The organism is Rhodococcus sp. B7740, from assembly GCF_000954115.1.
Taxonomy (GTDB): domain Bacteria; phylum Actinomycetota; class Actinomycetes; order Mycobacteriales; family Mycobacteriaceae; genus Rhodococcoides.
This window is the reverse complement of the sequence record NZ_CP010797.1, coordinates 4,828,553-4,848,814: the sequence shown is the minus strand read 5'-3', so window position 1 is coordinate 4,848,814 and position 20,262 is coordinate 4,828,553. Positions and strand designations below refer to the sequence as shown.

Below are 20,262 nucleotides of genomic sequence, written 5' to 3'. Positions count from 1 at the left end.
CGGTCAGTTCTCCTGTTTCGAGGTATCGCCGAGCAGGCGGGTGCACAGGCGGTCGAACTCTTCGCCCCACCCCGCCTGATCGGTGCGTGCAAGTCCGCCGAGGTCTACTACAGTACGTCGTGCCTGGGCGTCGGCGGTGAGTCGGACCCAGATTCTGCGACGTTTGATCACCAGTGAGACGAGCAGTCCGCCCATCATCGTGAGCGCGAAGACGAGTACCCAGGTCTGAGCCGGGTCGTGCGAGACCTGAAGGTTGACGAATTCCTCCGCTCCGTCGAACGTGACGATCGTTCCGTCGCTCAGGGTCGCGGATTCTCCCGGCATCAGGTTGACGCGGTCCTGCTTCACGAGTCTGCCCTGGGCGATCATTTCCTGATCGAGCGAGAAGATGGACTGCGGCAGTCCGGTGTCGAGTCCGGTGTCGCCCTTGTAGATGTCGATGGCGACGGCGGGGTCGTTCATGGCGGGGAAGCTCGACGACAGCAGGCTGCCGTGGAACGACGCCGTCGGCGCGAACAGACCCTCGATGGCGATCTGATTCTTGCGCCGGTCCAGAGGGTCGGGATACAGGCCGCCGGGCGGGTCGACGCGCAGCACTCCGCTGGAGAGGAAGGTCGTGGCGTCCGTCGGCTGCCATTGGATGGTGTCGGTGCGGGTTTCGCCGTTGGGGAACGTCACGGTGAAGGTGGGTGCGTAGCCGTGCCCTTGCAGGTAGACGCGGTCTCCAGCGACGCGCAGCGGGTGGTTGACCTGAAGTTGGTCGTCGCGCCAGACGTTGTTCGTGAGGTCCTGGCCCGCCTGGTACTCGATGTTGGAGGTGAACATCTCGGCCTGGCCGGTGTCGAGGTAGTCGGCAGTGAAGTCCTTGACGCGCACGCACAGTGGCTCGAGGTCGGTGCCGTCGACGAGGTTGCCTGCGCGGAACGAGTCGTAGTTCGCCGGGGTCGAGGTGCAGAAGCCCGGGCCGTCGTCGGCGATGACGATGCGGTTGCCCTCGTAGCCGAGCAGCTTGCCCATGGCGATGGCGGCGAGCAGTCCGACGAGGGAGAGGTGGAAGACGAGGTTGCCGAGTTCGCGGACGTAGCCCTTCTCCGCCGACAGCGTCACTGCTCCGCTGTCCTCGGTTCTCTGGGCGACGCGCCAACCGCGCAACTGAGTGCGCACCTGTGCGGCGATCTCCTCCGGCGTTCCGTCGACGTCGTAGCGGGTGTGGTGCGGCAGGCGGGAGAGGTTACGGGGCGCGCGAACCGGCTTGGTGCGCAGTTGCTTCGCGTGCTCGATGCAGCGCGGCAGGATGCAGCCGATCAGCGAGATGAACAACAGTGCGTAGATCGCGGTGAACCAGAAGCTGCCGAAGACGTCGAACAGTTCCAGCTTGTCCATGATCGGGCCGAGGGTCGGGCGGTTGGCGATGTACTCGTCGACCTTGCCCGCGTTGAGGCTGCGCTGCGGCACCAGGGCACCGGGCACAGCGGCGAAGGCAAGTAGGAACAGCAGAACCAGCGCGGTGCGCATGCTGGTCAGGCCGCGCCAGGTGTTGCGAACCAGGGCCACTCCCCTGCCCAGCACCGATTGCTTGTGCGGCGGCGACGCTTCGGTGCGCTCTTCGGTGTCGGCGGTCATATCGGCAACACCACATCGGAGACGAAGGCGTCGCGCACCCAGCCGACGAACTGATCCCAGGCACCGGTGACCAGTGCAATTCCTACTGCTATCAACATGATTCCGCCGAACACCTGTATCTGTCGTGCATGTGTACGTAGCCAGCCGACGCCTCGCAGCGCGCTGACCGAACCGAACGCGAGGATCACGAACGGTAAGCCGAGACCGAGGCAGTACGCCACGATCAGGACGACGCCGCGCGCTGCCGTCGTACCGTCGGTACCTGCGGCCAACGAGATGACGCCCGCGAGCGTCGGCCCGAGGCACGGGGTCCATCCGAGTGCGAAGACGCCGCCGAGCAGCGGTGCTCCGGCCAGTGAGCCGATCTGTTTCGGCTCGAAGCGCACATCGCGCTGCAGGGCCGGGATCAGTCCGACGAATACCAGGCCCATGGCGATGGTGACGACGCCGCCGATCCGCATGAGCAGTTCGCGGTTGATCGCCAGGACGGAGATCGCTCCGAACACCGACGCGGTGGCGAGAACGAAGACGACGGTGAATCCGAGAACGAACAGTCCCGCCGCCCCGGCGACGCGCAATCGACCGCTGCGCACCTTCGTCTGCACAGCTGCCTCGTCGGCGCTGACGGCCGGAGCGTCGGCTCCGACGACTCCGGCGAGGTACGAGAGGTAGCCGGGCACCAGGGGCACCACGCACGGCGACGCGAAGGAGACGAGCCCGGCCAGCACGCAGGCTCCGAGGGCCAGGATCAGTGGCCCGGAGGCCGCAGCTTCCTGGAAACTCGCGCCGATCCCGGCCAGGTGAGTCACGTTCACTGCTGCACTGGCTCCTCGGCTGCCACGCGTTCGACGACGGGTTGCAGGTCCTCGGCGAGCAGCTCACGCAGGAACACTGCTGCGACTCGGTGCTGTCGGTCGAGCACGACGGTCGTCGGAATGACGGAGGTGGGGACGCCGCCGAGCGCGGTCAGGGTGCGCATGGGCGGGTCGTAGATCGAGGCGTAGCTCACGTTGTTGCTGACCACGAAGTCCTGTGCGGCGGTCTGCGACTCGTCGCGCACGTTGATGCCGAGGAACTCGACGCCGAGGGACTTGGTGGCCTCGTAGACGTCCTCGAGGTCGTCGGCCTCACCGCGGCACGGACCGCACCATTGGCCCCAGACGTTGAGAACCACGACGTCACCGTCGTAGTCCGACAACGAGGTCGTCTTGCCCTCGGTCATCAGATCCGGCCCGGACAGTTCGCCGATGGTGCCGCGTTCGTCGGGCTCGTAGAAGATGTCGGTCTGCCCGCCGGGTGAGACGAACTGGAAAGTGCCGCCCTGCGCCACCGCGTCGGTGCCGGTCGAGCATCCTGCGACAAGAGCGATGGCAGACGCTGCACAGACGGCGAGGAAAAATCTACGCACCGGTGATCCTCGGATCGGATGCTCCCGCGGGCTCGGAGTAGACGAGGTCCACGAGCTGATCGCCCTCGTAGACGAGCGAGGTCAGCGACGCGAGCCCGCACTGACGATTGCGCGGGTCGTGCCAGAGCCGGTCGCCCTGCAGGAACCGGCGCAGCGTCCACACCGGGAGCTGGTGGCTCACGCACACGGCCTCGTGCCCGACGGCTTCGACGCGGGCCGCGTTGACGGCGGCGAGCATGCGGTGCGCGATCTGCAGGTACGGCTCGCCCCAGGAGGGGGTGAACGGGTCGCGCAGCTTCCACCAGTGCCGTGGTCGGCGCAGGGCACCGTCACCGACGGCCACGCGCAGGCCCTCGAATTCGTTGCCTGCTTCGATGAGGTTCTCGTCCTCGGCGATCGACAGACCGTGGGCCGCTGCGATCGGCGCGGCGGTCTGCTGCGCGCGCAGCAGAGGTGATGCCACGACGTGAGTGATGTCGTGGCCGGAGAGCGCATCGGCCACTGCCTTGGCCTGCGACTGGCCGGTCACCGACAGCTTGAAGCCCGGCAACCGCCCGTACAGGATGCCCTTGGGGTTGTGCACCTCGCCGTGCCGGAGGACGTGCACGATGGTGCGCGTCGTCGAGTGCGGATGTGTTGCGGGGGCCTCGGTCACGTCGGGGTCCTGTTTCTCGCTAGTCGGGTGGTGAATCAGTTCGTTGCGGTGGCGGCAGCTGCGGCTTTCGCGGCGGCCGGGGCCGCGTCGGCGATGATCTCGAAGGCTCGGTCGTCGAGGGCAGCGGAGACGAACCAGGCCTCGAATGCACTCGGCGGCGGGTACACCCCGCGGGAGAGGAAGGCGTGGAAGAACGCCGGATATCGCCACGTCTGCGCGGCCTTGGCCTGCGCGTAGTCGGTGACCGGTCCATCGGCGAAGAACACACTCACCATAGTGCCCGCGAACTGCACGTGATGGGTGACGCCTTCGGCGGTGAGGGCGTCGCCGAGCAGTGTTCCGAGTCGCTGCGAGTTGGTCTGCAGCTTCTCGTAGACGGCTGCGTCGGCCAGTTGCAGACTGGTCAGTCCGGCCGCGACGGCGACGGGGTTACCGCTCAGCGTGCCTGCCTGGTACACCGGTCCGGCGGGCGCGAGATAGGCCATCACGTCCGCTCGACCGCCGAATGCCGCGGCCGGCAATCCGCCGGACATGACCTTGCCGAAGGTGTAGAGGTCGCCTGCGATTCCGTCGATGCCGTACCAGCCGGATGCGCTGACGCGGAAGCCGGTCATCACTTCGTCCATGATCAGCAGTGCGCCGTGCTCGGTCGCGAGGCGGCGCAGTCCCTCGTTGAAGCCGGTGACCGGAGGGATGGCACCCATGTTTCCTGCGGCTGCCTCGGTGATGATGCACGCGATCTGGCCCGGGTTGGCCTCGAAGGCCGCGGTGACGGCGGCGAGGTCGTTGTAGGGAACGACGATGGTGTCCGACGCCTGTGCGCCGGTGACGCCGGGCGAGGTCGGCAGTCCGAGCGTGGCGAGCGCCGAGCCTGCGTCGGCCAGGAGGGCATCGACGTGGCCGTGGTAGCAGCCCGAGAACTTGACGATCTTGGTGCGGCCGGTGAAGCCGCGAGCCAGACGCACCGCGCTCATGGTGGCCTCTGTGCCCGAATTCACAAGACGAACCTGGTCGACGGGGCCGACGCGACGCACGATTTCCTCGGCGAGTTCGATTTCGCGGAGCGTGGGTGCACCGAACGACAGGCCGGTCGCGGCTGCCTTCTGGACGGCTTCGACGATGGCCGGGTGGGCGTGTCCGTGGATCATCGGACCCCAGGACGAGATGAGGTCGACGTAGGAGTTTCCGTCGGCGTCGGTCATGGTGTATCCGCTGGCCTGCGTGATGAAGCGGGGCGTTCCGCCGACCGACGCGAAGGCACGTACCGGCGAGTTGACGCCGCCGGGAATGACCGCGCTCGCGCGGGCGAAGAGTTGGGCCGATACGGGGGCGTCGTTGCCGGGGGAAACAGTCACGACTTCCAGTGTCCCAGGTTCGGCGAAATCACCAACTACAGGGCGTAATAATCCGGAAAGCGGGCGATCGGCCTGTTTCGGTGATTGAACGGCGAGTGCGCCGGGTAATCGATGCCGATGACCAACACCGATGGCGTCAGCAAAGTCGCCGAATTGATGTCCGAAGCCGGGCTCTGCATGTTCACCACCGTCGGCCGAGACGGTCACCTCATCTCGCGCCCGATGGCGCTGCAGGAAGCCGAGTTCGACGGCGACCTGTGGTTCTTCGCCGCTCACGATTCGCGGAAGGTGAGCGACATCGCGGCGAACCCGACCGTCAACGTCTCGTTCCAGTCCGGCGAGGGCTGGGTGTCGTTGTCCGGTACGGCCGCGGTGGTCGACAACACCACCAAGGCCGAGGAACTGTGGAACACCCGAGCGGCCGCGTGGTTCGAGAAGAACCCCGATTCGCGCGAGGTCGACCTGATCCACGTGGCCGCTGAGGGAGCCGAGTACTGGTCCACCCCTGGGTCGAAGGTCTCGAACCTGTTGGCCTACGCCAAGGCCAAGATCACCAACGAGCGACCGGACCTCGGCGAGCACGACGTCGTCGAACTCGAATTACCGCACAATTCGACCGGCTAGTACCGATCGTGCCGGGCTCGCCCCGGACGGCAGCAGCTTCTACCGGTCAGTTCGTGCGGTGGTGTCCGTTGTCCGTGCGTGGGTCGACGGTGTCGCGAACCTTCTCCCCGGTGCTACGCGGGTCGGCGCTGGTGTGCGTGGCGGCATCATGATCAGCGGCGTTTCGTGTCCCGGAGTCGTGCCGGCCGGGGAAGGTCTCGCCGATGTCTGCCCCGCGGTGATGCGCTCGATCGTGATCATCCGACCGGCCGTCGTTGTCCGTGTGTGCGGCCTCGGCACCCGATCGGTGATCGACGTCCGGATCGAGTTCGTTCGCGCGAGCGAATTCGGCGTCCAGCTCATCGCGCGACTTCGCCGCAACACCCTGATGTGACTGAGCCTGCTGCGCGAGCTTGTCGGCCTCGGCTGCTTTGACATCCGCTTCTGCCCGGGCCCGGCGTGCCTTGGCCTCGCTTTCCCTCGCCAGCAGTTCACGCTCTTCGACGATTGCTGCGTCGTTGGCTGCCTTTTCGCGAATCTCGTTCGCTTCCAACCTCTTACGTTCCTTGCCCTTGCGTGCGACGACGACGGCGAGGGCAACGACGACGAGTACGACTACTACTGCGACGATGATCCATACGGTGGTGCTCATTGGCGGACTCCCATGTTCTCGACTGCCGGACCGGCAGTCGATCTATGCCGGGTACCCGAGTAAAGACTCGACAAACTCACCGAAGGCACCGACCGCCACGGCTTCGAAAGCGCGCAACGGGAGCAGACCCGCCTCCTCCGGGATACACGCGATGAGCCCGACACCCGTCACGAGCGGCAGCTCGTCGAGGTTGACCCGCGCGGCCAGGCTCGGTGCGGCGGGCCACGACCCGATCACCAGACCTGCGCAGTCGACGCCGGCCGCCCGCGCTGCCGCAACGGTCAGAGCACTGTGGTTGAGCGTTCCCAGCTCCGCACCGGCCACGATCACGATCGGCGCAGACATGGCCTTGGCGACGTCGAGCACGGTGAACCCTCCTGCGCCCAAACGCACCGCCACTCCCCCTGCGCCTTCGACCAGCACGAGGTCGTTGGCTGCGTCGAGCTCGCGCACGGCTCCGATCACAGCGTCGAGTTCGAGCATCGGCCGACCCGATCGGCGGGCCGCGACGTCCGGGGCCAGCGGCTCGGGATACCGCGCCAGCTCCACTCCCCGAACGCCCGAAAGGCGTTGCACCACATCGATATCGGCTTCGTCAGGGTAACCGTCTCCGACGCCGGTCTGCGCCGGCTTGCACACCGCGACGGACCGCCCGCCTGCCCGCGCTGCCGCCGCGAGTGCCGCGGTGATCACGGTCTTGCCGACGCCGGTCGACGTTCCGGTCACCAGCAGAACCGTCACCACACAACCGCCGCATTCGACACCGCCGCGAGGACCGACGCGGCACGATCGATGTCGGTGTCGGTGAGATCGGCGCGCGCGGTCAGTCGCAGTCGAGAACCGCCGGCCGGAACCGACGGCGGCCGGAAGCATCCGACGCGGACGCCGAGCTCGAGGCAGTCCGCCGCCGCGCGCACTGCCCGCTGTGCGTCGCCCAGGATCACCGGAACGACCGCCGATGTCGTCGGTTCGACGCCTGCTGCGGCGGCGAGTTGTGTTGCACGTATACCGATCGAGTGCACCCGGTCGGGTTCGCCCCGCAGGACGGTCAGCGCGGCCGACGCCGCTCCGACGGAGGCGGGTGCGAGTCCGGTGTCGAACACGAACGTGCGTGCACCGTGCATCACCTGCGTGCGCACCGCTGCAGGCCCCAGCACCACTCCACCCTGCGATCCGAGGGCCTTGGACAGCGTTGCGGTGATCACCAGGTCCGGCGCTCCGGCGAGGCCTGCTTCGTGGACGGCTCCCCTGCCACCGTCCCCGCGTACACCCAATCCGTGCGCCTCGTCGACGACGAGCACCGCGTTCCGTCTCCGGCACACCGCGTACAGCTCGGCCAGAGGCGCGAGATCGCCGTCGGCGCTGAACACCGAATCGGTCACCACGAGGGCCCGCTGTTCGCGACGCTCGCGCAACAGCAGGTCGACGTGGCCGGTATCGCAATGTCGAGCGACGGCCACCCGGGCCCGCGACAGGCGGCAGGCGTCGATGAGCGAGGCGTGCGACGCGGCATCGGAGATCACCAGCGCGTCTCGGCCCGCCAGTGCCGTCACGATCCCGAGATTGGCGGTGTAACCGGAGGAGAACACCAGTCCGGCCTCGGCTCCGACGAACTCCGCGAGATCCTCCTCGAGGCGCTCGTGTGCGGTCGTCGTCCCGGTGACCAGCCGCGATCCGGTGGATCCGCCGCCCCATCGGCGCACAGCGGCGCAGGCTCCGTCGATGACGGCCGGATGCCTGGACAGTCCGAGGTAGTCGTTCGACGCCAGATCGAGGATGTCGTCCTCGGCGGTGCGGGCGATCACGATGCGCTCGAGACCGTCCTCGCGTCGGGCGTGCGCGGTGGCGTCGAGCCAGTCCAGAGCGGTCATGGCAGCACCATACTTGAACGCCGTTCAAGTATGGTGCCGCGCCACCGCCACCAGGGCTTCGGCGATGGTAGCCACCTCCGCATCGGTACAGATGAACGGCGGCATCGCGTACACCAGACGCCCGAACGGCCGCAGCCACACTCCCGCGTCGACGGCCGCTGCCGTGGCCCGTGCCATGTCCACCGGACTGTGCATCTCGACGACGCCGATGCCGCCGAGAACGCGAACATCGGCGACTCCCGACAGCGACCGGGCCGGCGCGAGGCCGGCGGCCAGTCCCGATGCCAGAGCCGCGACCTCGGCGCGCCAGTCACGCGAGAGCAACAGATCCACCGAGGCCACCGCGATCGCGCACGCGAGCGGATTGCCCATGAACGTCGGCCCGTGCATCAGGCCGCCGGCCTCGCCGGCCGAGACCGTCTCGGCCACCTCGGTGGTGCACAGCGTGGCCGCCAGGGTCAGATATCCGCCGGTCAACGCCTTGCCGATGCACATGATGTCGGGCGCGACACCGGCGTGGTCGGCTGCGAACAACTCCCCGGTTCGGCCGAAGCCGGTGGCGATCTCGTCGAAGATCAGCAGGAGGCCGTACTCGTCGGCCAGGCGGCGTAGTTCCACGAGGTAGCGCGGGTCGTGGAACCGCATTCCACCGGCGCCCTGCACTATCGGCTCGACGATGATCGCTGCCAGTTCGCTCGCGTGTTCACCGAGTATCTTCTCGAATTCGGCGACGTAGTCGGCGTCGAACGCCACGGGCGGGGCCGGAGCGAACACCTGCTTCGCCAAAACATCGGTCCACAGCGTGTGCATCCCGCCGTCCGGGTCGCACACGCTCATCGGAGCGAAGGTGTCTCCGTGGTACCCGCCGCGCCAGGTCAACAGCCGCGTGCGGCCGTTCTCGCCGCGCCCACGCCAGTACTGCAGCGCCATCTTCACCGCGACCTCGACCGAGACCGAGCCGGAATCGGCGAGGAACACCTTGTCGAGCCCGGCGGGGGTGATGTCGACCAGCAACTCGGCCAACCTGGCCGCCGGAGCGTGTGTCAGTCCGCCGAACATGACGTGGCTCATCCGGCCCAGCTGATCGTGCGCGGCGGCGTCGAGCACAGGATGGCGGTAGCCGTGCACTGCCGCCCACCACGAACTCATGCCGTCGATGAGCTGCCGACCGTCGGCCAACGTCAGCCGCACGCCCGACGCACTGTCGACCACCAGCGGGGTCGCACTCGCCGGAAACCGGCTGTAGGGGTGCCAGAGATGGTCGGAGTCGAGTCGACGGACGTCTTCGGAAGTCAGCACGCCAGAGCACACTGCCACAGCACCCGACCGGCCGTCCCGAGACTGGCGAGGTGGCGAAATGTCCGAATCCATTAGCATCGCAGCATGACGACGCGGACCGTGACGAGACTCGTGGGGGTGGTCGTGGCCGCAACGCTGACGCTTGCCGCCTGCGGGGGCACGGCCGCAGCGCCCGTGCCCACCACGACCGTTCCGGACTTCGCCGTCGACACCTCCACCCCCGTCGGTGCCCTCAACGAACGCATCCTGCGATGGATCAACGCCGAGGAGGCACCCGACCCCGCCGAGGTCGACGCCGTCACCGGACCCGAGCTGGCCGAGGCTGTCGCTCCGCTGGGTGGTCTCGCCGGGCCACTCGAACAGCTGCGCGCAGGCGCTCCGAACGTGGCCATGGGGTTCGAGGCCGGTCCCGATTCCGGCGTTCTGCGTTTCACCACCGCAGGCATCCCGGCCACGATCACGACGTCGATCGATGCGGACGGCAAGCTCGACGGCTTCCTGGCCCGGCCGGACCTTCCGACGATCTCGTCGTTCGACGATCTCGACGCGGCACTGTCGAAGGTGGCTCCGAACTACTCCTACAGCGCGTCACGGCTCAACGGCGGCGACTGCGAGTCGATCTACTCCACCGATGCGGACTCGGTGCTGCCCCTCGGGTCGGTGTTCAAGCTGTACGTCCTCGGCGCTCTCACCGACGAGATCGAGGCAGGCACGGTCCGATGGGACGAGCAGCTCACCGTTCGCGACGCCACCAAGAGCGCGCCGTCCGGCGAACTGCAGAATCTGCCCGACGGCACGAAGGTGTCGGTCCGCGACGCGGCCGAGAAGATGATCTCGTTGTCCGACAACACCGCAACGGATCTGTTGATGGATCGCCTCGGCCGCGACCGGGTCGAGCGCCAGCTCTCGGTCATGGGTCATCACGATCCGTCGGTGATGACGCCGATGATGGACACTCGGCAGTTCTTCGTCATCGGGTTCGGCGATCCGAACATGCGGGCCGAGTGGTCCGCGGCCGACCCCGACACCCGGGCTGAGCTGCTGGCGCAGGCGGACGCGAGGCCGCTCGAGATCGACTTCGAGAACTTCCTGGACAACCCGGCGTCGGCCGACGGGGTCGAATGGTTCGCCAACGCGCAGGACGTCTGTGCCGCGATGGGTTACCTGGCGACGAGTGAGTCGGCCGAGGAGAACCGTCGCATCCTGGCGATCACTCCGGGGGTGCAGCTCGATGCGGCGCTGTGGCCGTATTCGGGGTTCAAGGGCGGCAGCGCTCCCGGCGATCTGGCGGGCGCGTTCCTGGCCACCGATTCCTCCGGTCAGGACTGGATCGTCACCGAGCAGTTCCGGGCCGACGACGCGATCGATCCGATCCCGTCCAGCTACGCGTTCCTCGTCGCCCAGCAGGCTTTCGCACTGCTGAAGTGAGTGGGATTTGTAACATCGGTGTTACTGCTGCATTACACTCGCGGTCGTGGAGGCACAACACGAACCAGCCCAATACGCGTGGCCGGAGGGCTTCAAGGAGTTCCTGGTCGGTGAGTTCACCGACTTCAGCCCCCTGGTGAACAGGGCTCTGGAGGACAACTGCGCGTCCCTGTTCCACGACGGTCCGTACGCGAAATCGGGCTTCTGGCGCACCGTCCGCGCGGTGTGGAAAGAATTCGTCTGGCCGGTCTGAGTTTCCGGCCTTCACAGGCGGCTGCAAAAGGTTACCGTCGAGTATGGCAACCACAACGGATCACCTTCGGAACACTCTGGACGGCCGCTGGCGAGATGTGAAGAACGAGGCGCGCAGGCAGCTTGCCCGCGACGAGTTCCGTCCGCACTACACGCCGAACACCGTCATCGCCCGCACCAAGGCGATGGAACAGCTCAAGGTTCTCGCCGCTGCAGGCGCTGCCGACAACGGCTTCAAGAAGGAACACGGCGGCACCGGTGATGTCGGTGCAGCGGTGACGATGATCGAGATGCTCGCGATGAGCGATCTGTCGCTGATGGTCAAGGCCGGCGTCCAGTGGGGGCTGTTCGGCGGTGCCATCGAGAATCTCGGCACCGAACGCCACCACGAGGCCTACGTCCCCAAGATCATCAGTCTCGACCTGCTCGGCTGTTTCGCCATGACCGAGACCGGACACGGCAGTGACGTGCAGTCGCTCGAGACCACGGCGACGTACGACCCGAAGACCGACGAGTTCGTCATCAACTCCCCCACGCCGTCCTCGCGCAAGGACTACATCGGTGGTGCCGCCGAAACGGCGACGGTCGCCGCGGTGTTCGCCCAACTCATCACCGCAGGCCCGGGCGAGGAGCCCGAGAGCCACGGCGTGCACTGCTTCTTCGTTCCACTGCGCGACGAGAACGGCGACGACCTGCCCGGTGTCACCACCTCGGACTGCCAGTACAAGGGCGGTCTTCCCGGAGTCGACAACGGCCGCCTGATGTTCGATCACGTCCGCATCCCGCGAGACAATCTGCTCAACAAGTACGCCGACGTGTCCGACGACGGTACGTACTCCTCCCCGATCGAGAACAAGTCTCGACGGTTCTTCACGATGCTCGGCACGTTGATCCGCGGACGTGTCACGGTCGGCGGCAGTGCCGCGGCGGCTGCCCGTGTCGCCCTCGACATCGCGACGCGATACGCGTTGCAGCGCAGGCAGTTCTCCGCGCCCGATTCCGATCAGGAGGTCCTGATCATGGACTACCTGGTGCATCAGCGTCGACTGTTCCCACTCATCGCCAAGTCCTACGCCCTGCAGTTCGCGCAGAACGAGCTCGTGTCGAAGATGCACGAGCTGCAGACCTCGGACAATCCCGACGCCGAGGAGCAGCGCGAGCTCGAATCGAGGGCTGCCGGCCTCAAGGCGGCGAACACCTGGCACGCCACCGCCGCGATTCAGGAGGCACGCGAAGCGTGCGGCGGCGCAGGCTATCTCGCCGAGAACCGGCTGATCTCGCTCAAGGCCGACACGGACGTGTTCACCACGTTCGAGGGCGACAATCATGTGTTGACGCAGCTGGTCGCGAAGGAGCTGCTCACCGCGTACGCCGACGACGTCAAGTCCATGAGCCCGGTCGAATGGGTCAAGTTCGCCGCCGACATGGTGGGCGACCGCGTCGTCAAACGCACTGCGGCCCAAGCGATCATGCAGACCATCCTCGATCGGCGTCAGGACAACGAGGAAGAGGGCTCGCTGTTCAACCGCGGCACCCAGGTCAAGATGTTCGAGGATCGCGAGGAGTACCTGCTCTCCACCGTCGCCCGCCGGCTGCAGTCCAAGTCCAAGGAGACCAGCCCGTTCGAGGCGTTCAACGCGGTGCAGGATCACGTTCTGCATGCCGCGAGCGCGCACATCGATCGGATCATCTTCGAGGCATTCATCGCCGGCATCGAATCGTGTGAGGACCCCACCACCAAGGATCTGCTCGACGAGGTCTGCGACCTCTACGCGCTGTCGGTGATCGAGGCGGACAAGGCCTGGTTCATCGAACACCGCTACCTGTCCACCGAGCGATCCAAGGCCGTCACCCGCGCCATCAACGAGCGGTGCCGCACCCTGCGTCCGCACGCCGAACTGCTCGTCGACGGTTTCGGAGTGCCCGAGGCGTTGGTCGGTGCCGCGATGCTCGGTGAGCCCGGGGCCGGAACCGAGGAAGAGCCGGCCGCGAACCCCAGTCACGCGCACTGACGCGTAGCCGGGTTCAGCCGGGAGTCACTGCGAAGACCCGGCAGGGACCGCCGGTCGCGCCTGCGTGCTTCGGAGCGCCGACGACGACCGTCGCCCCTGCCGGGGGCACCGCGTCCAGATTTGCCAGTGCCTCGACTCCGTATCGGCCTGCCCCGAGAACCGCTGTGTGAGCCGGGTATTCGCGGTCGTTCGTCCGGTCGAGGCTCAGGGTGTCCACTCCGATTCCGACGATGCCCCGCTCGCGTACCAGCAGCTGCGCCGCGTCCGCGCCGAAGCCGGGGGCCGCACGTTCGGCCAGCCTGTTCTGCCAGCCACTGTGCATCACCACCAACGCGCGGTCCGGAATCCGGCCGTGCTCGCGCTCCCACTGCGCGATGTCCCCGCTCGTCACCACGGCCTCGGGGTCGGACGCGGCCCGGGCGGAGATGTCCACCACCACCAGCGGTGCGATCAGATCCTCCAGGGGCAGGATGTCGGCCGTCGCGCCGCCCCGAATGCGGTGCGCCGGGGCATCGATGTGCGTTCCCGTGTGCTCCCAGTACGAGAGTTCGTTCACCAGGAACCCGCCCAGTTCGTAGGCGGCGACCGGCCGCATCGTGAACGGTTCGCTGCCCGGCCACACCGGAAACGTCGGGCTCAGGGTGTGGGTCAGATCGACCAGGCGGCCCGCCGGAACCGCCGAACCGACTACGGGTTCGGCGCGCACCGCCCCGGCCGTCGCAACGGTCAACGCGGCGGCCCCCAACGATCCGAACAGCGCCCTACGGCCGATTCTGCGGTGAACGGTCTCGATGACCTCGGGGCCGCACATCAGTCGGCAGCGGGGGTGACCAGCAGGACCTTGTCGTCCGCTCCGTTGTCGGTGGTCAGGAGGAATGCGCCGTCGTCGCCGAAGCTGGTGAGCGAGCGCAGTCGACCGTACGTACCCACCAGGGCGTCGGCCTCGTCGACGTATTCCGTGCCGTCCTCGGACAGCTTCAGAAACGTCAGCTTCTCGCCCTGCTGACTCGAGATCACCGCGGACCCGTTCCAGGAACCCCATCCCGCGCCGTTCGCGAAGGTCAGACCGGGTGTGGCGATGGTGGGACTACCCGAGCTCCACACGGCGGCGAGTGCACCGGGCACGCGGGTCGGATCGGTCATCGGTACCGACTCGTCGTAGATGAACGGGAGTCGATCTGGGCGGTAGCCGTAGTTGCCGCCGGGCACCAGCAGGTTCATCTCGTCGTCTCGGGTCGTGCCCTGCTCCACCTCGTAGATCTGACCGGTGCCGGGTCGAATCGCCAGGCCCTGCACGTTCCGATGTCCCAGAGTGAAGATGCGATCCGGGGCGTCGGGTGCGGCGGTGCCGTCTGCATTGATATGTAGCACCTTGCCGCCCAACGAGTTCCGATCCTGCGGAACCGTCGGCGTCGCCGTGTCTCCGGTGCCGACGTACAGGGTGCCGTCGGGGTGGGCCAGGATGCGGCAGCCACCGTGACGACCGCCGTCGGCAACGGGAATGTCGTCGACGAGGGTGCCGGTGCGGGTCAGAGCGGTCCACTCCGGATCCACGGTCCACGAGAGCACGGCGATGTGGTTCTCGCTCGCGCCTCCCGCACTTCCGGTTCCGGCGCTACCGGTACCGCCACTACTGCCGCCCTGCACACCCTGGCACGTGTAGATGGTTCTGGATGCGGCGAAATCCGTCGCGAGAGCTATGCCCATCAGGCCCGTCTCGCCGGACGCGTACAGGTCGTCGAGGTCCGCGGCGAGTTCGCGGGTGGCACCGCCGACGTCGCGGATCACGAACCGTCCCGAGCGTTCACCCGTCAGCACCGTTCCGTCCGGCGCGACCACCGCATCCCACGGCTTGGCGAGTCCGTCGAGCACGGTGGTGACCGTCAGATCGGGGAGCGGGTCGGCCTGCGCCGTCGCGGTGGTCGTACCGGCGAGCGTCAGGAAGACGCTGGCAGCGATCACTCCGGAACTGGACACCAGCTTGTTCATCCACACTCCTGACGACGATCCGCGACCGGCCCGATATGACCGGTATCACATGATCTTAAACACACTCTTCGGGCAAACCGCCGACTCATGACGCGATTCGGTTCCCGGCAGCAGAACGAATCCCCGGCAATCCTCCGTCCCACGTAGTGGCGGCAACCCCTGGTCAGCCGACCTCGGGGGTGACGAGCAGCACCTGGTCGTCGGAGCCGTTGTCGGTGGTGAGCAGAAAGCCGCCGTCGCTTCCGAAGGGGGTCAGCGACCGCAGCCTGCCGTACGTGCCCTCCAGTGCCTCGGCCTCGGCGACGTACTCGGTTCCGTCGTCTGACAGTGCCAGGAAGACGAGCTTCTCGCCCTGCTGACTCGAGATCACCGCCGCACCGTTCCAGGAACCCCACTGCTCACCGTCGGTGAACGTGACGTCGGGGGTGGCGATGGTGGGATCACCCGAACTCCACACTGCGGGCAGGGCACCGGGAACCCGGTCGGGGTCGGTCATGGGGACCGATTCGTCGTAGACCGACGACCGTCGATCGGGGCGGTAACCGTAGTTGCCGCCCGGCACCAACAGGTTCAGCTCGTCGTCTCGGCTCGTCCCCTGCTCGACCTCGAAGATCTGGTCGGTTCCGGGACGGATCGCCAATCCCTGCACATTGCGATGACCGAGAGTGAAGATCCGATCCGGGGCATCGGCTGCGGCGGCGCCGTCTGTGTTGACGTGTAACACCTTGCCGCCCAGTGAGTTTCGATCCTGAGGAACAGTGGGGCTCGCCGTGTCCCCGGTGCCGATGTACAGCGTGCCGTCGGGATGGGCCAGGATGCGGCAGCCACCGTGACGCCCGCCGTCGGCAACGGGAATGTCGTCGACGAGGGTGCCGGTGCGCGTGAGGGCCGTCCACTGCGGGTCCACGGTCCACGACATGACGCCGATGTGGTTACCGTCGTCGCCGCGCACACCCTGACAGGTGTAGATCGTTCGCGACGCAGCGAAATCGGTAGCCAGTGCGATCCCCATCAGTCCGGTCTCACCGGCGGCGTAGAGATCGCCGAGGTCCGCATTCAGTTCACGCTGGACTCCGGCCGAGTCGCGGATGACGAACCGGCCGGAGCGCTCCCCCGTCAGCACCGTTCCATCGGGAGCGACCACCACGTCCCACGGTTTGTCGAGGCCATCGAGCACGGTGGTGACCGACAGGTTCGGCAGCGGCCCGGCAGGCGCGGCCGGGGAGGGAGCAGCGTCGGAAGAGCTCTGCGACGCGGTCGCGGACGACTCGCTCGGCTCTGCGCTACTGCCCTGGTCGGTGGTGTCCGCCGAACAGGCCGCCACCAGGGCGACGCTCATGGCGAGGACGGCTGCGCCGGTGACAGGTTTCTTCACGAGCGCTCCTGACGATGTTCGATGAGTCCCATTTTTCCGGTATCACCGTTTTCGCGACTTCCGAACCACCGACCGAGTGCGTCAGGACACCAGTCGATACCCGGCTTCGGCGACTGCGGCGTCCACCGCCGCGGTGTCGAGCGTCGAATCGCTGCTCACCACGACCGCACCGGAATCCACATCGACGTCGACGCCGGTGACTCCCGAGATCTCCGATACTTCTTCCGTCACCGATGCGGCGCAGTGCCCGCACGTCATGCCCTCGACCGAATATGTCGTCTGCATCTTCACTCTTCCCTCTCGAGTCAGGAACGAACCAGGCGCGCGATGGCCTCGGAGGCCTCTTTCACTTTCGCGTCCGCCTCGGGTCCGCCGTGTTTCGCGGCTTCCACCACGCATCCAGCGAGGTGGGCGTCGAGCAGCTTCAACGACACCGACTGCAGAGCCTTGGTCACCGCGGACACCTGGGTGAGAACGTCGATGCAGTAGCGATCGTCTGCGACCATTCTCGATATCCCGGCCACTTGGCCCTCGATACGACGCAATCGCTTCAGCAGGTCGTCCTGCTCGGCGCTGTAGCTGCTCATACCGGCCATGATACCCCTACCCGGTAGGGGGTGCGCCTCCGGACACGAGTCGACGGACGCCGTCGACCGTCAGCAGTCCGGCCACGATGGCGGCGAGAGCGGCCAGCGCGATCCAGGACCCCGAGTAGAACGTCCCCGAATATGCCGGGGACACCTCCGGAACCGCGGGAAACTCCGTGGTGCGCACCCCGGCGTTCCAGCACGCGACCGCTCCGATCACCGCGAGCAGAGCCAGCACCAACTCCGCCCACCCGAGGGACTTCCTCACAGGTACTCCCGCTTCGCCGTTTCGAGAGCCGCGCGCAGACCGTCGTCGTCCTTCGCCCAGGCCTGCACCAGTCCGCCGCCCACCAGACGCAGCCCGATGCCGTGCCGCTTGCGCGGGACGCCCGACAGCTCGCCGAGTACCCGCGCGGTCTCCCACTTCTTCGGCTCGTATTCGCCGTCGGCGTACTCGGCAGGGGGCAGAATGTCGTCGATCTCGTCGAGGTCGACGGTCTCGGTTCCCTGGCGCAGCCGACGGGTGGTGAGTTCGACGCTGACGTGCATCCGCGCGGCGCGGAGCTGGACGTACGTGAAACCGACGAGAATCAGCGAGAAGAGAGCGAGAGCGAACCAGTGGACCACCGGTCCTGATGCGAGCTCGACCGCGAGTACCACGAGGCAGAACACCGGCCCCCAGGCCAGCATCCGCCACCGGCCACCGGGCTCGTGGAAGAGCACGGTCTCGTCGGCGGGGGTATCACTGCTCACGGACGAACCACTCCCGTGCCGACGGCCGGTAGACCAGGACCGCTGCGACCACCAACGCGACCGTGATCACCAGCAGCACGAACGGGAACACCAGCGCGGCGAAGGTCAGCAGCAGCGCGGCGGCTCCGGACAGGGCGACCAGGGCGCGTCGGAAACGGCGATCTCCGCCCCGGACCGGGCCCGACATCAGGCCGACGGCCAGCCCGACCACACCGAAGATCACGCCGAGTCCACGAAAGACAGTCAGGAAGGAATCGACCTGTTCGTCCGTCGCACCGCCGGTGGTGAACGACGCGCGGATCTGGTCGGCGGGGAGCGTCAGGGCGATCATGCACACGACGATCAGCAGCACCGCGGAGGTCAGCCACAGCCAGTAGGCGGCGGAAACCACTCGGGGCCGGGCGATCGGTGTGTCGGTGTCTGCGCTCACGCCAGACATCCTGCCACCGGGGGCGAGCTGTGCGTTCGGCCGGCAGAGATTTCCGCGCCGACGCGACGTGCTCAGCCTGCAGAAATTCCCAGTGCCATGATCGCGATGGCGGCCGAGACGGCGAGCAGCAGCCCGAGCAGGGCCCAGCCGGGGCGACCGCTCTCGGCGGGACAGGGCTCGCGATCGACGGCCGGTGCTGCGGTCGGCTGCGTGATGCTCGCTGCTGCAGGGGTGTGCTCTGCCATGTCGGTTCCGATCACTCGAGACGATATCGACAGTGATGCTAGTCACACAGCCGGTACCGCAGCCTCGAACGCGCCCAAAACTATCGAGTTCTGAAAACTACCACTGCCCCGAAGCGACGAAGTATTCGTTGGATTCCCGACGGTGCATCAGATAGATCGCCCCGGCGGCCAGCACTCCCTGGCCGATGCCGAGCACACTCATCACGATGTTCATTGCTCCTGCGCTCGACGCAATGGCGAACAGTTCGAGGATCATGGTGAACACGGTGAACGATCCGATGATGGTGAGCAGCATGCGCGCCCACATCTTGCCTGCGCGCATTCGCTCTACCCAGAGCAGGAACAACGCCCCGAAACCGATGACCACGAACACCGTGACGACGAGCATCACCGTCACCATCGACTGCGTGGACTCCACCGTCATGTCGGCGGCCGCGTCCTGCGCCGCGAGGTCGTCGAGCAGGGACTGCGCGAATTCCTCGCGCGCACCGAACAGCGTCCACACCGAGAACAGCGCCGAGAGCGCCCCGATCAGCGCCACTCCCCACCACAGGTGGCGTGCGGTCTCTACGTCGACGGGCGCCGGACGCGGGGTCGGCTCGAGCTCCGGTCCTGTCTGAGGGAACCCGTGCTCGAGCTCCCAGCGCTGCCAATCCGGCTGCGGCGGTGGGTTACCCGGCCTGTTGCTGTCTGGGTTGGTGCCGTCCGGGTTGTTGTTCGGAGGAAATTCGTTCACAACCAGCCCGCCACTTCGGTAGCCCAATAGGTCAGTACGACATCAGCACCGGCGCGTCGAATGCCGACGAGCGATTCCAGCACCGCTGCGTCGCGGTCGATCCACCCGTTCTGAGCGGCGGCGGTGATCATGGCATATTCCCCGGAGATCTGATACGCCGCAACCGGAACCGGTGACATCTCGGCGACGTCGCGAAGAATATCGAGATACGACATCGCCGGCTTGACCATCACCATGTCGGCACCCTCGGCGAGATCGAGCTCCACCTCGTGGGTGGCCTCGCGGCGGTTGGCTGCATCCTGTTGGTACGTCCGGCGATCGCCCTGCAACGAGGACCCCACTGCTTCGCGGAACGGTCCGTAGAACGCCGAGGCGTACTTCGCCGAGTACGCCAGCTGACCGACCTCGACGTGGCCGGCAGCGTCGAGTCCGGCGCGAATGGCCCCGACCTGCCCGTCCATCATTCCGCTGGGTCCGAGCAGGTGCGCACCGGACTCCGCCTGCGCGACGGCCATGTCGACGTAGCGCAGCAGGGTGGCGTCGTTGTCGATGGAACCGTTCTCCCCCAGGACTCCGCAGTGCCCGTGGGAGGTGAACTCGTCCAGGCAGGTATCGGCCATGATGACCGTCGAATCCCCGAGGTCGGCCTTCAGCCGCGCCAGGCCGCGATTGAGGATTCCGTCCGGGTCGGTTGCCCCCGAGCCGGTTTCGTCCTTGTCCTCGGGTCTCGGTACTCCGAACAGCATGACGCCGCCGACGCCTGCCGAGACGGCCTCCTCGGCGGCAGCACTGAGCGAATCCAGCGTGTGCTGGAACACTCCCGGCATCGAGCCGATGGCCCGCGGCTCGGTGATGCCGTCGGCCACGAACATCGGCAGCACCAGATGCCGTGCCTCGAGCGAGGTCTCGGCCACGAGTCGACGCAGTGCCGGGGTGCGGCGCAGGCGTCGGGGACGGTCGGTGGGGAACAAGCGAACTCCTTACGGACC

Annotated in this window: 24 protein-coding genes; 4 read left to right on the top strand and 20 right to left on the bottom strand. The window is 67.0% G+C overall.

The genetic code is table 11. From position 1 onward, the window contains the following. Window positions 1-3: 3 nt before the first annotated feature. From resB to hemL, 5 genes are read right to left on the bottom strand one after another with little or no spacing between them, the layout of a single operon-like run. A complete protein-coding gene (resB, locus tag NY08_RS22700; RefSeq protein WP_045198942.1) occupies window positions 4-1,623 on the bottom strand; it encodes a cytochrome c biogenesis protein ResB in 1,620 nt (539 codons plus the stop codon). Next, on the bottom strand, window positions 1,620-2,438 hold the full coding sequence (locus tag NY08_RS22695) for a cytochrome c biogenesis CcdA family protein (RefSeq protein WP_032393900.1): 819 nt from the start codon (window positions 2,436-2,438) through the stop codon (window positions 1,620-1,622). Before NY08_RS22695 ends, resB begins: the two co-directional genes overlap by 4 nt. Beyond that, window positions 2,435-3,031: a TlpA disulfide reductase family protein gene (locus tag NY08_RS22690; protein WP_045198940.1), complete on the bottom strand. Its 597-nt coding sequence runs from the start codon at window positions 3,029-3,031 to the stop codon at window positions 2,435-2,437. The genes NY08_RS22695 and NY08_RS22690 overlap by 4 nt, the downstream gene beginning before the upstream one ends. Continuing rightward, complete coding sequence (locus NY08_RS22685) at window positions 3,024-3,686, bottom strand: histidine phosphatase family protein (protein ID WP_045198939.1); 663 nt, start codon at window positions 3,684-3,686, stop codon at window positions 3,024-3,026. The genes NY08_RS22690 and NY08_RS22685 overlap by 8 nt, the downstream gene beginning before the upstream one ends. Before the next feature lie 35 nt (window positions 3,687-3,721). Beyond that, window positions 3,722-5,041 carry a glutamate-1-semialdehyde 2,1-aminomutase gene (hemL, locus tag NY08_RS22680; RefSeq protein WP_045198936.1) on the bottom strand — a complete coding sequence of 440 codons (1,320 nt, stop codon included), beginning with the start codon at window positions 5,039-5,041 and terminating at the stop codon, window positions 3,722-3,724. A 117-nt stretch (window positions 5,042-5,158) separates the two neighbouring features. Here hemL and NY08_RS22675 point away from each other — a divergent pair, with 117 nt between their 5' ends. After that, on the top strand, window positions 5,159-5,665 hold the full coding sequence (locus NY08_RS22675; protein WP_032394174.1) for a pyridoxamine 5'-phosphate oxidase family protein: 507 nt from the start codon (window positions 5,159-5,161) through the stop codon (window positions 5,663-5,665). A gap of 46 nt (window positions 5,666-5,711) precedes the next feature. Here NY08_RS22675 and NY08_RS22670 read toward each other — a convergent pair whose 3' ends face one another. From NY08_RS22670 to NY08_RS22655, 4 genes are read right to left on the bottom strand one after another with little or no spacing between them, the layout of a single operon-like run. Beyond that, window positions 5,712-6,296, bottom strand: a complete 585-nt coding sequence (locus tag NY08_RS22670) for a hypothetical protein (RefSeq protein WP_045198934.1) — start codon at window positions 6,294-6,296, stop codon at window positions 5,712-5,714. A 42-nt stretch (window positions 6,297-6,338) separates the two neighbouring features. Beyond that, window positions 6,339-7,037 (bottom strand): dethiobiotin synthase, encoded by a 699-nt coding sequence (gene bioD, locus NY08_RS22665; protein WP_045200999.1) that lies wholly within the window; start codon window positions 7,035-7,037, stop codon window positions 6,339-6,341. Next, entirely contained in the window at window positions 7,034-8,167 is a 1,134-nt protein-coding gene (locus NY08_RS22660; RefSeq protein WP_045198932.1) for an 8-amino-7-oxononanoate synthase, read from the bottom strand. Before NY08_RS22660 ends, bioD begins: the two co-directional genes overlap by 4 nt. 24 nt (window positions 8,168-8,191) lie before the next feature. Beyond that, the gene (locus NY08_RS22655; RefSeq protein WP_442970853.1) at window positions 8,192-9,463 is read right to left on the bottom strand and encodes an adenosylmethionine--8-amino-7-oxononanoate transaminase; all 1,272 of its coding nucleotides are present in this window, start codon (window positions 9,461-9,463) and stop codon (window positions 8,192-8,194) included. A gap of 87 nt (window positions 9,464-9,550) precedes the next feature. On the opposite strand from NY08_RS22655, the gene NY08_RS25325 reads away from it, so the two are divergent. Genes NY08_RS25325 through NY08_RS22640 form a run of 3 tightly spaced genes read left to right on the top strand, consistent with a single transcriptional unit; the run spans window position 9,551 to window position 13,158 of the window. Beyond that, complete coding sequence (locus NY08_RS25325) at window positions 9,551-10,894, top strand: serine hydrolase (protein ID WP_052683917.1); 1,344 nt, start codon at window positions 9,551-9,553, stop codon at window positions 10,892-10,894. A 46-nt stretch (window positions 10,895-10,940) separates the two neighbouring features. Next, a complete protein-coding gene (locus NY08_RS22645) occupies window positions 10,941-11,147 on the top strand; it encodes a hypothetical protein (RefSeq protein WP_045198931.1) in 207 nt (68 codons plus the stop codon). A gap of 43 nt (window positions 11,148-11,190) precedes the next feature. Beyond that, on the top strand, window positions 11,191-13,158 hold the full coding sequence (locus NY08_RS22640; RefSeq protein WP_045198929.1) for an acyl-CoA dehydrogenase family protein: 1,968 nt from the start codon (window positions 11,191-11,193) through the stop codon (window positions 13,156-13,158). A gap of 13 nt (window positions 13,159-13,171) precedes the next feature. Here the strand turns inward: NY08_RS22640 and NY08_RS22635 are convergent, their stop codons facing one another. The 11 genes from NY08_RS22635 to hemB form a co-directional block, all read right to left on the bottom strand. Further along, window positions 13,172-13,969 carry a cyclase family protein gene (locus NY08_RS22635; protein ID WP_045198928.1) on the bottom strand — a complete coding sequence of 266 codons (798 nt, stop codon included), beginning with the start codon at window positions 13,967-13,969 and terminating at the stop codon, window positions 13,172-13,174. Continuing rightward, window positions 13,969-15,147, bottom strand: coding sequence for a PQQ-dependent sugar dehydrogenase (locus NY08_RS22630; RefSeq protein ID WP_045198926.1), 1,179 nt, complete (start codon window positions 15,145-15,147; stop codon window positions 13,969-13,971). Before NY08_RS22630 ends, NY08_RS22635 begins: the two co-directional genes overlap by 1 nt. A gap of 163 nt (window positions 15,148-15,310) precedes the next feature. Continuing rightward, on the bottom strand, window positions 15,311-16,486 hold the full coding sequence (locus NY08_RS22625) for a PQQ-dependent sugar dehydrogenase (protein ID WP_082074076.1): 1,176 nt from the start codon (window positions 16,484-16,486) through the stop codon (window positions 15,311-15,313). A 117-nt stretch (window positions 16,487-16,603) separates the two neighbouring features. Then, window positions 16,604-16,807 (bottom strand): heavy-metal-associated domain-containing protein, encoded by a 204-nt coding sequence (locus NY08_RS22620; RefSeq protein ID WP_032394170.1) that lies wholly within the window; start codon window positions 16,805-16,807, stop codon window positions 16,604-16,606. A gap of 20 nt (window positions 16,808-16,827) precedes the next feature. Continuing rightward, window positions 16,828-17,109: a metal-sensitive transcriptional regulator gene (locus NY08_RS22615; RefSeq protein WP_032393890.1), complete on the bottom strand. Its 282-nt coding sequence runs from the start codon at window positions 17,107-17,109 to the stop codon at window positions 16,828-16,830. A gap of 16 nt (window positions 17,110-17,125) precedes the next feature. Continuing rightward, the gene (locus NY08_RS22610) at window positions 17,126-17,377 is read right to left on the bottom strand and encodes a hypothetical protein (RefSeq protein WP_032393889.1); all 252 of its coding nucleotides are present in this window, start codon (window positions 17,375-17,377) and stop codon (window positions 17,126-17,128) included. Beyond that, complete coding sequence (locus NY08_RS22605; RefSeq protein ID WP_045200992.1) at window positions 17,374-17,799, bottom strand: hypothetical protein; 426 nt, start codon at window positions 17,797-17,799, stop codon at window positions 17,374-17,376. Before NY08_RS22605 ends, NY08_RS22610 begins: the two co-directional genes overlap by 4 nt. 52 nt (window positions 17,800-17,851) lie before the next feature. Further along, complete coding sequence (locus NY08_RS22600) at window positions 17,852-18,292, bottom strand: hypothetical protein (RefSeq protein WP_052683916.1); 441 nt, start codon at window positions 18,290-18,292, stop codon at window positions 17,852-17,854. A gap of 71 nt (window positions 18,293-18,363) precedes the next feature. Then, window positions 18,364-18,537, bottom strand: coding sequence for a hypothetical protein (locus NY08_RS26160; protein WP_155290783.1), 174 nt, complete (start codon window positions 18,535-18,537; stop codon window positions 18,364-18,366). Between the two features lie 97 nt (window positions 18,538-18,634). Next, a complete protein-coding gene (locus tag NY08_RS22590) occupies window positions 18,635-19,273 on the bottom strand; it encodes a hypothetical protein (protein WP_052683915.1) in 639 nt (212 codons plus the stop codon). Beyond that, window positions 19,270-20,244 (bottom strand): porphobilinogen synthase, encoded by a 975-nt coding sequence (hemB, locus tag NY08_RS22585; protein WP_045198919.1) that lies wholly within the window; start codon window positions 20,242-20,244, stop codon window positions 19,270-19,272. Before hemB ends, NY08_RS22590 begins: the two co-directional genes overlap by 4 nt. Window positions 20,245-20,262: the final 18 nt, after the last annotated feature.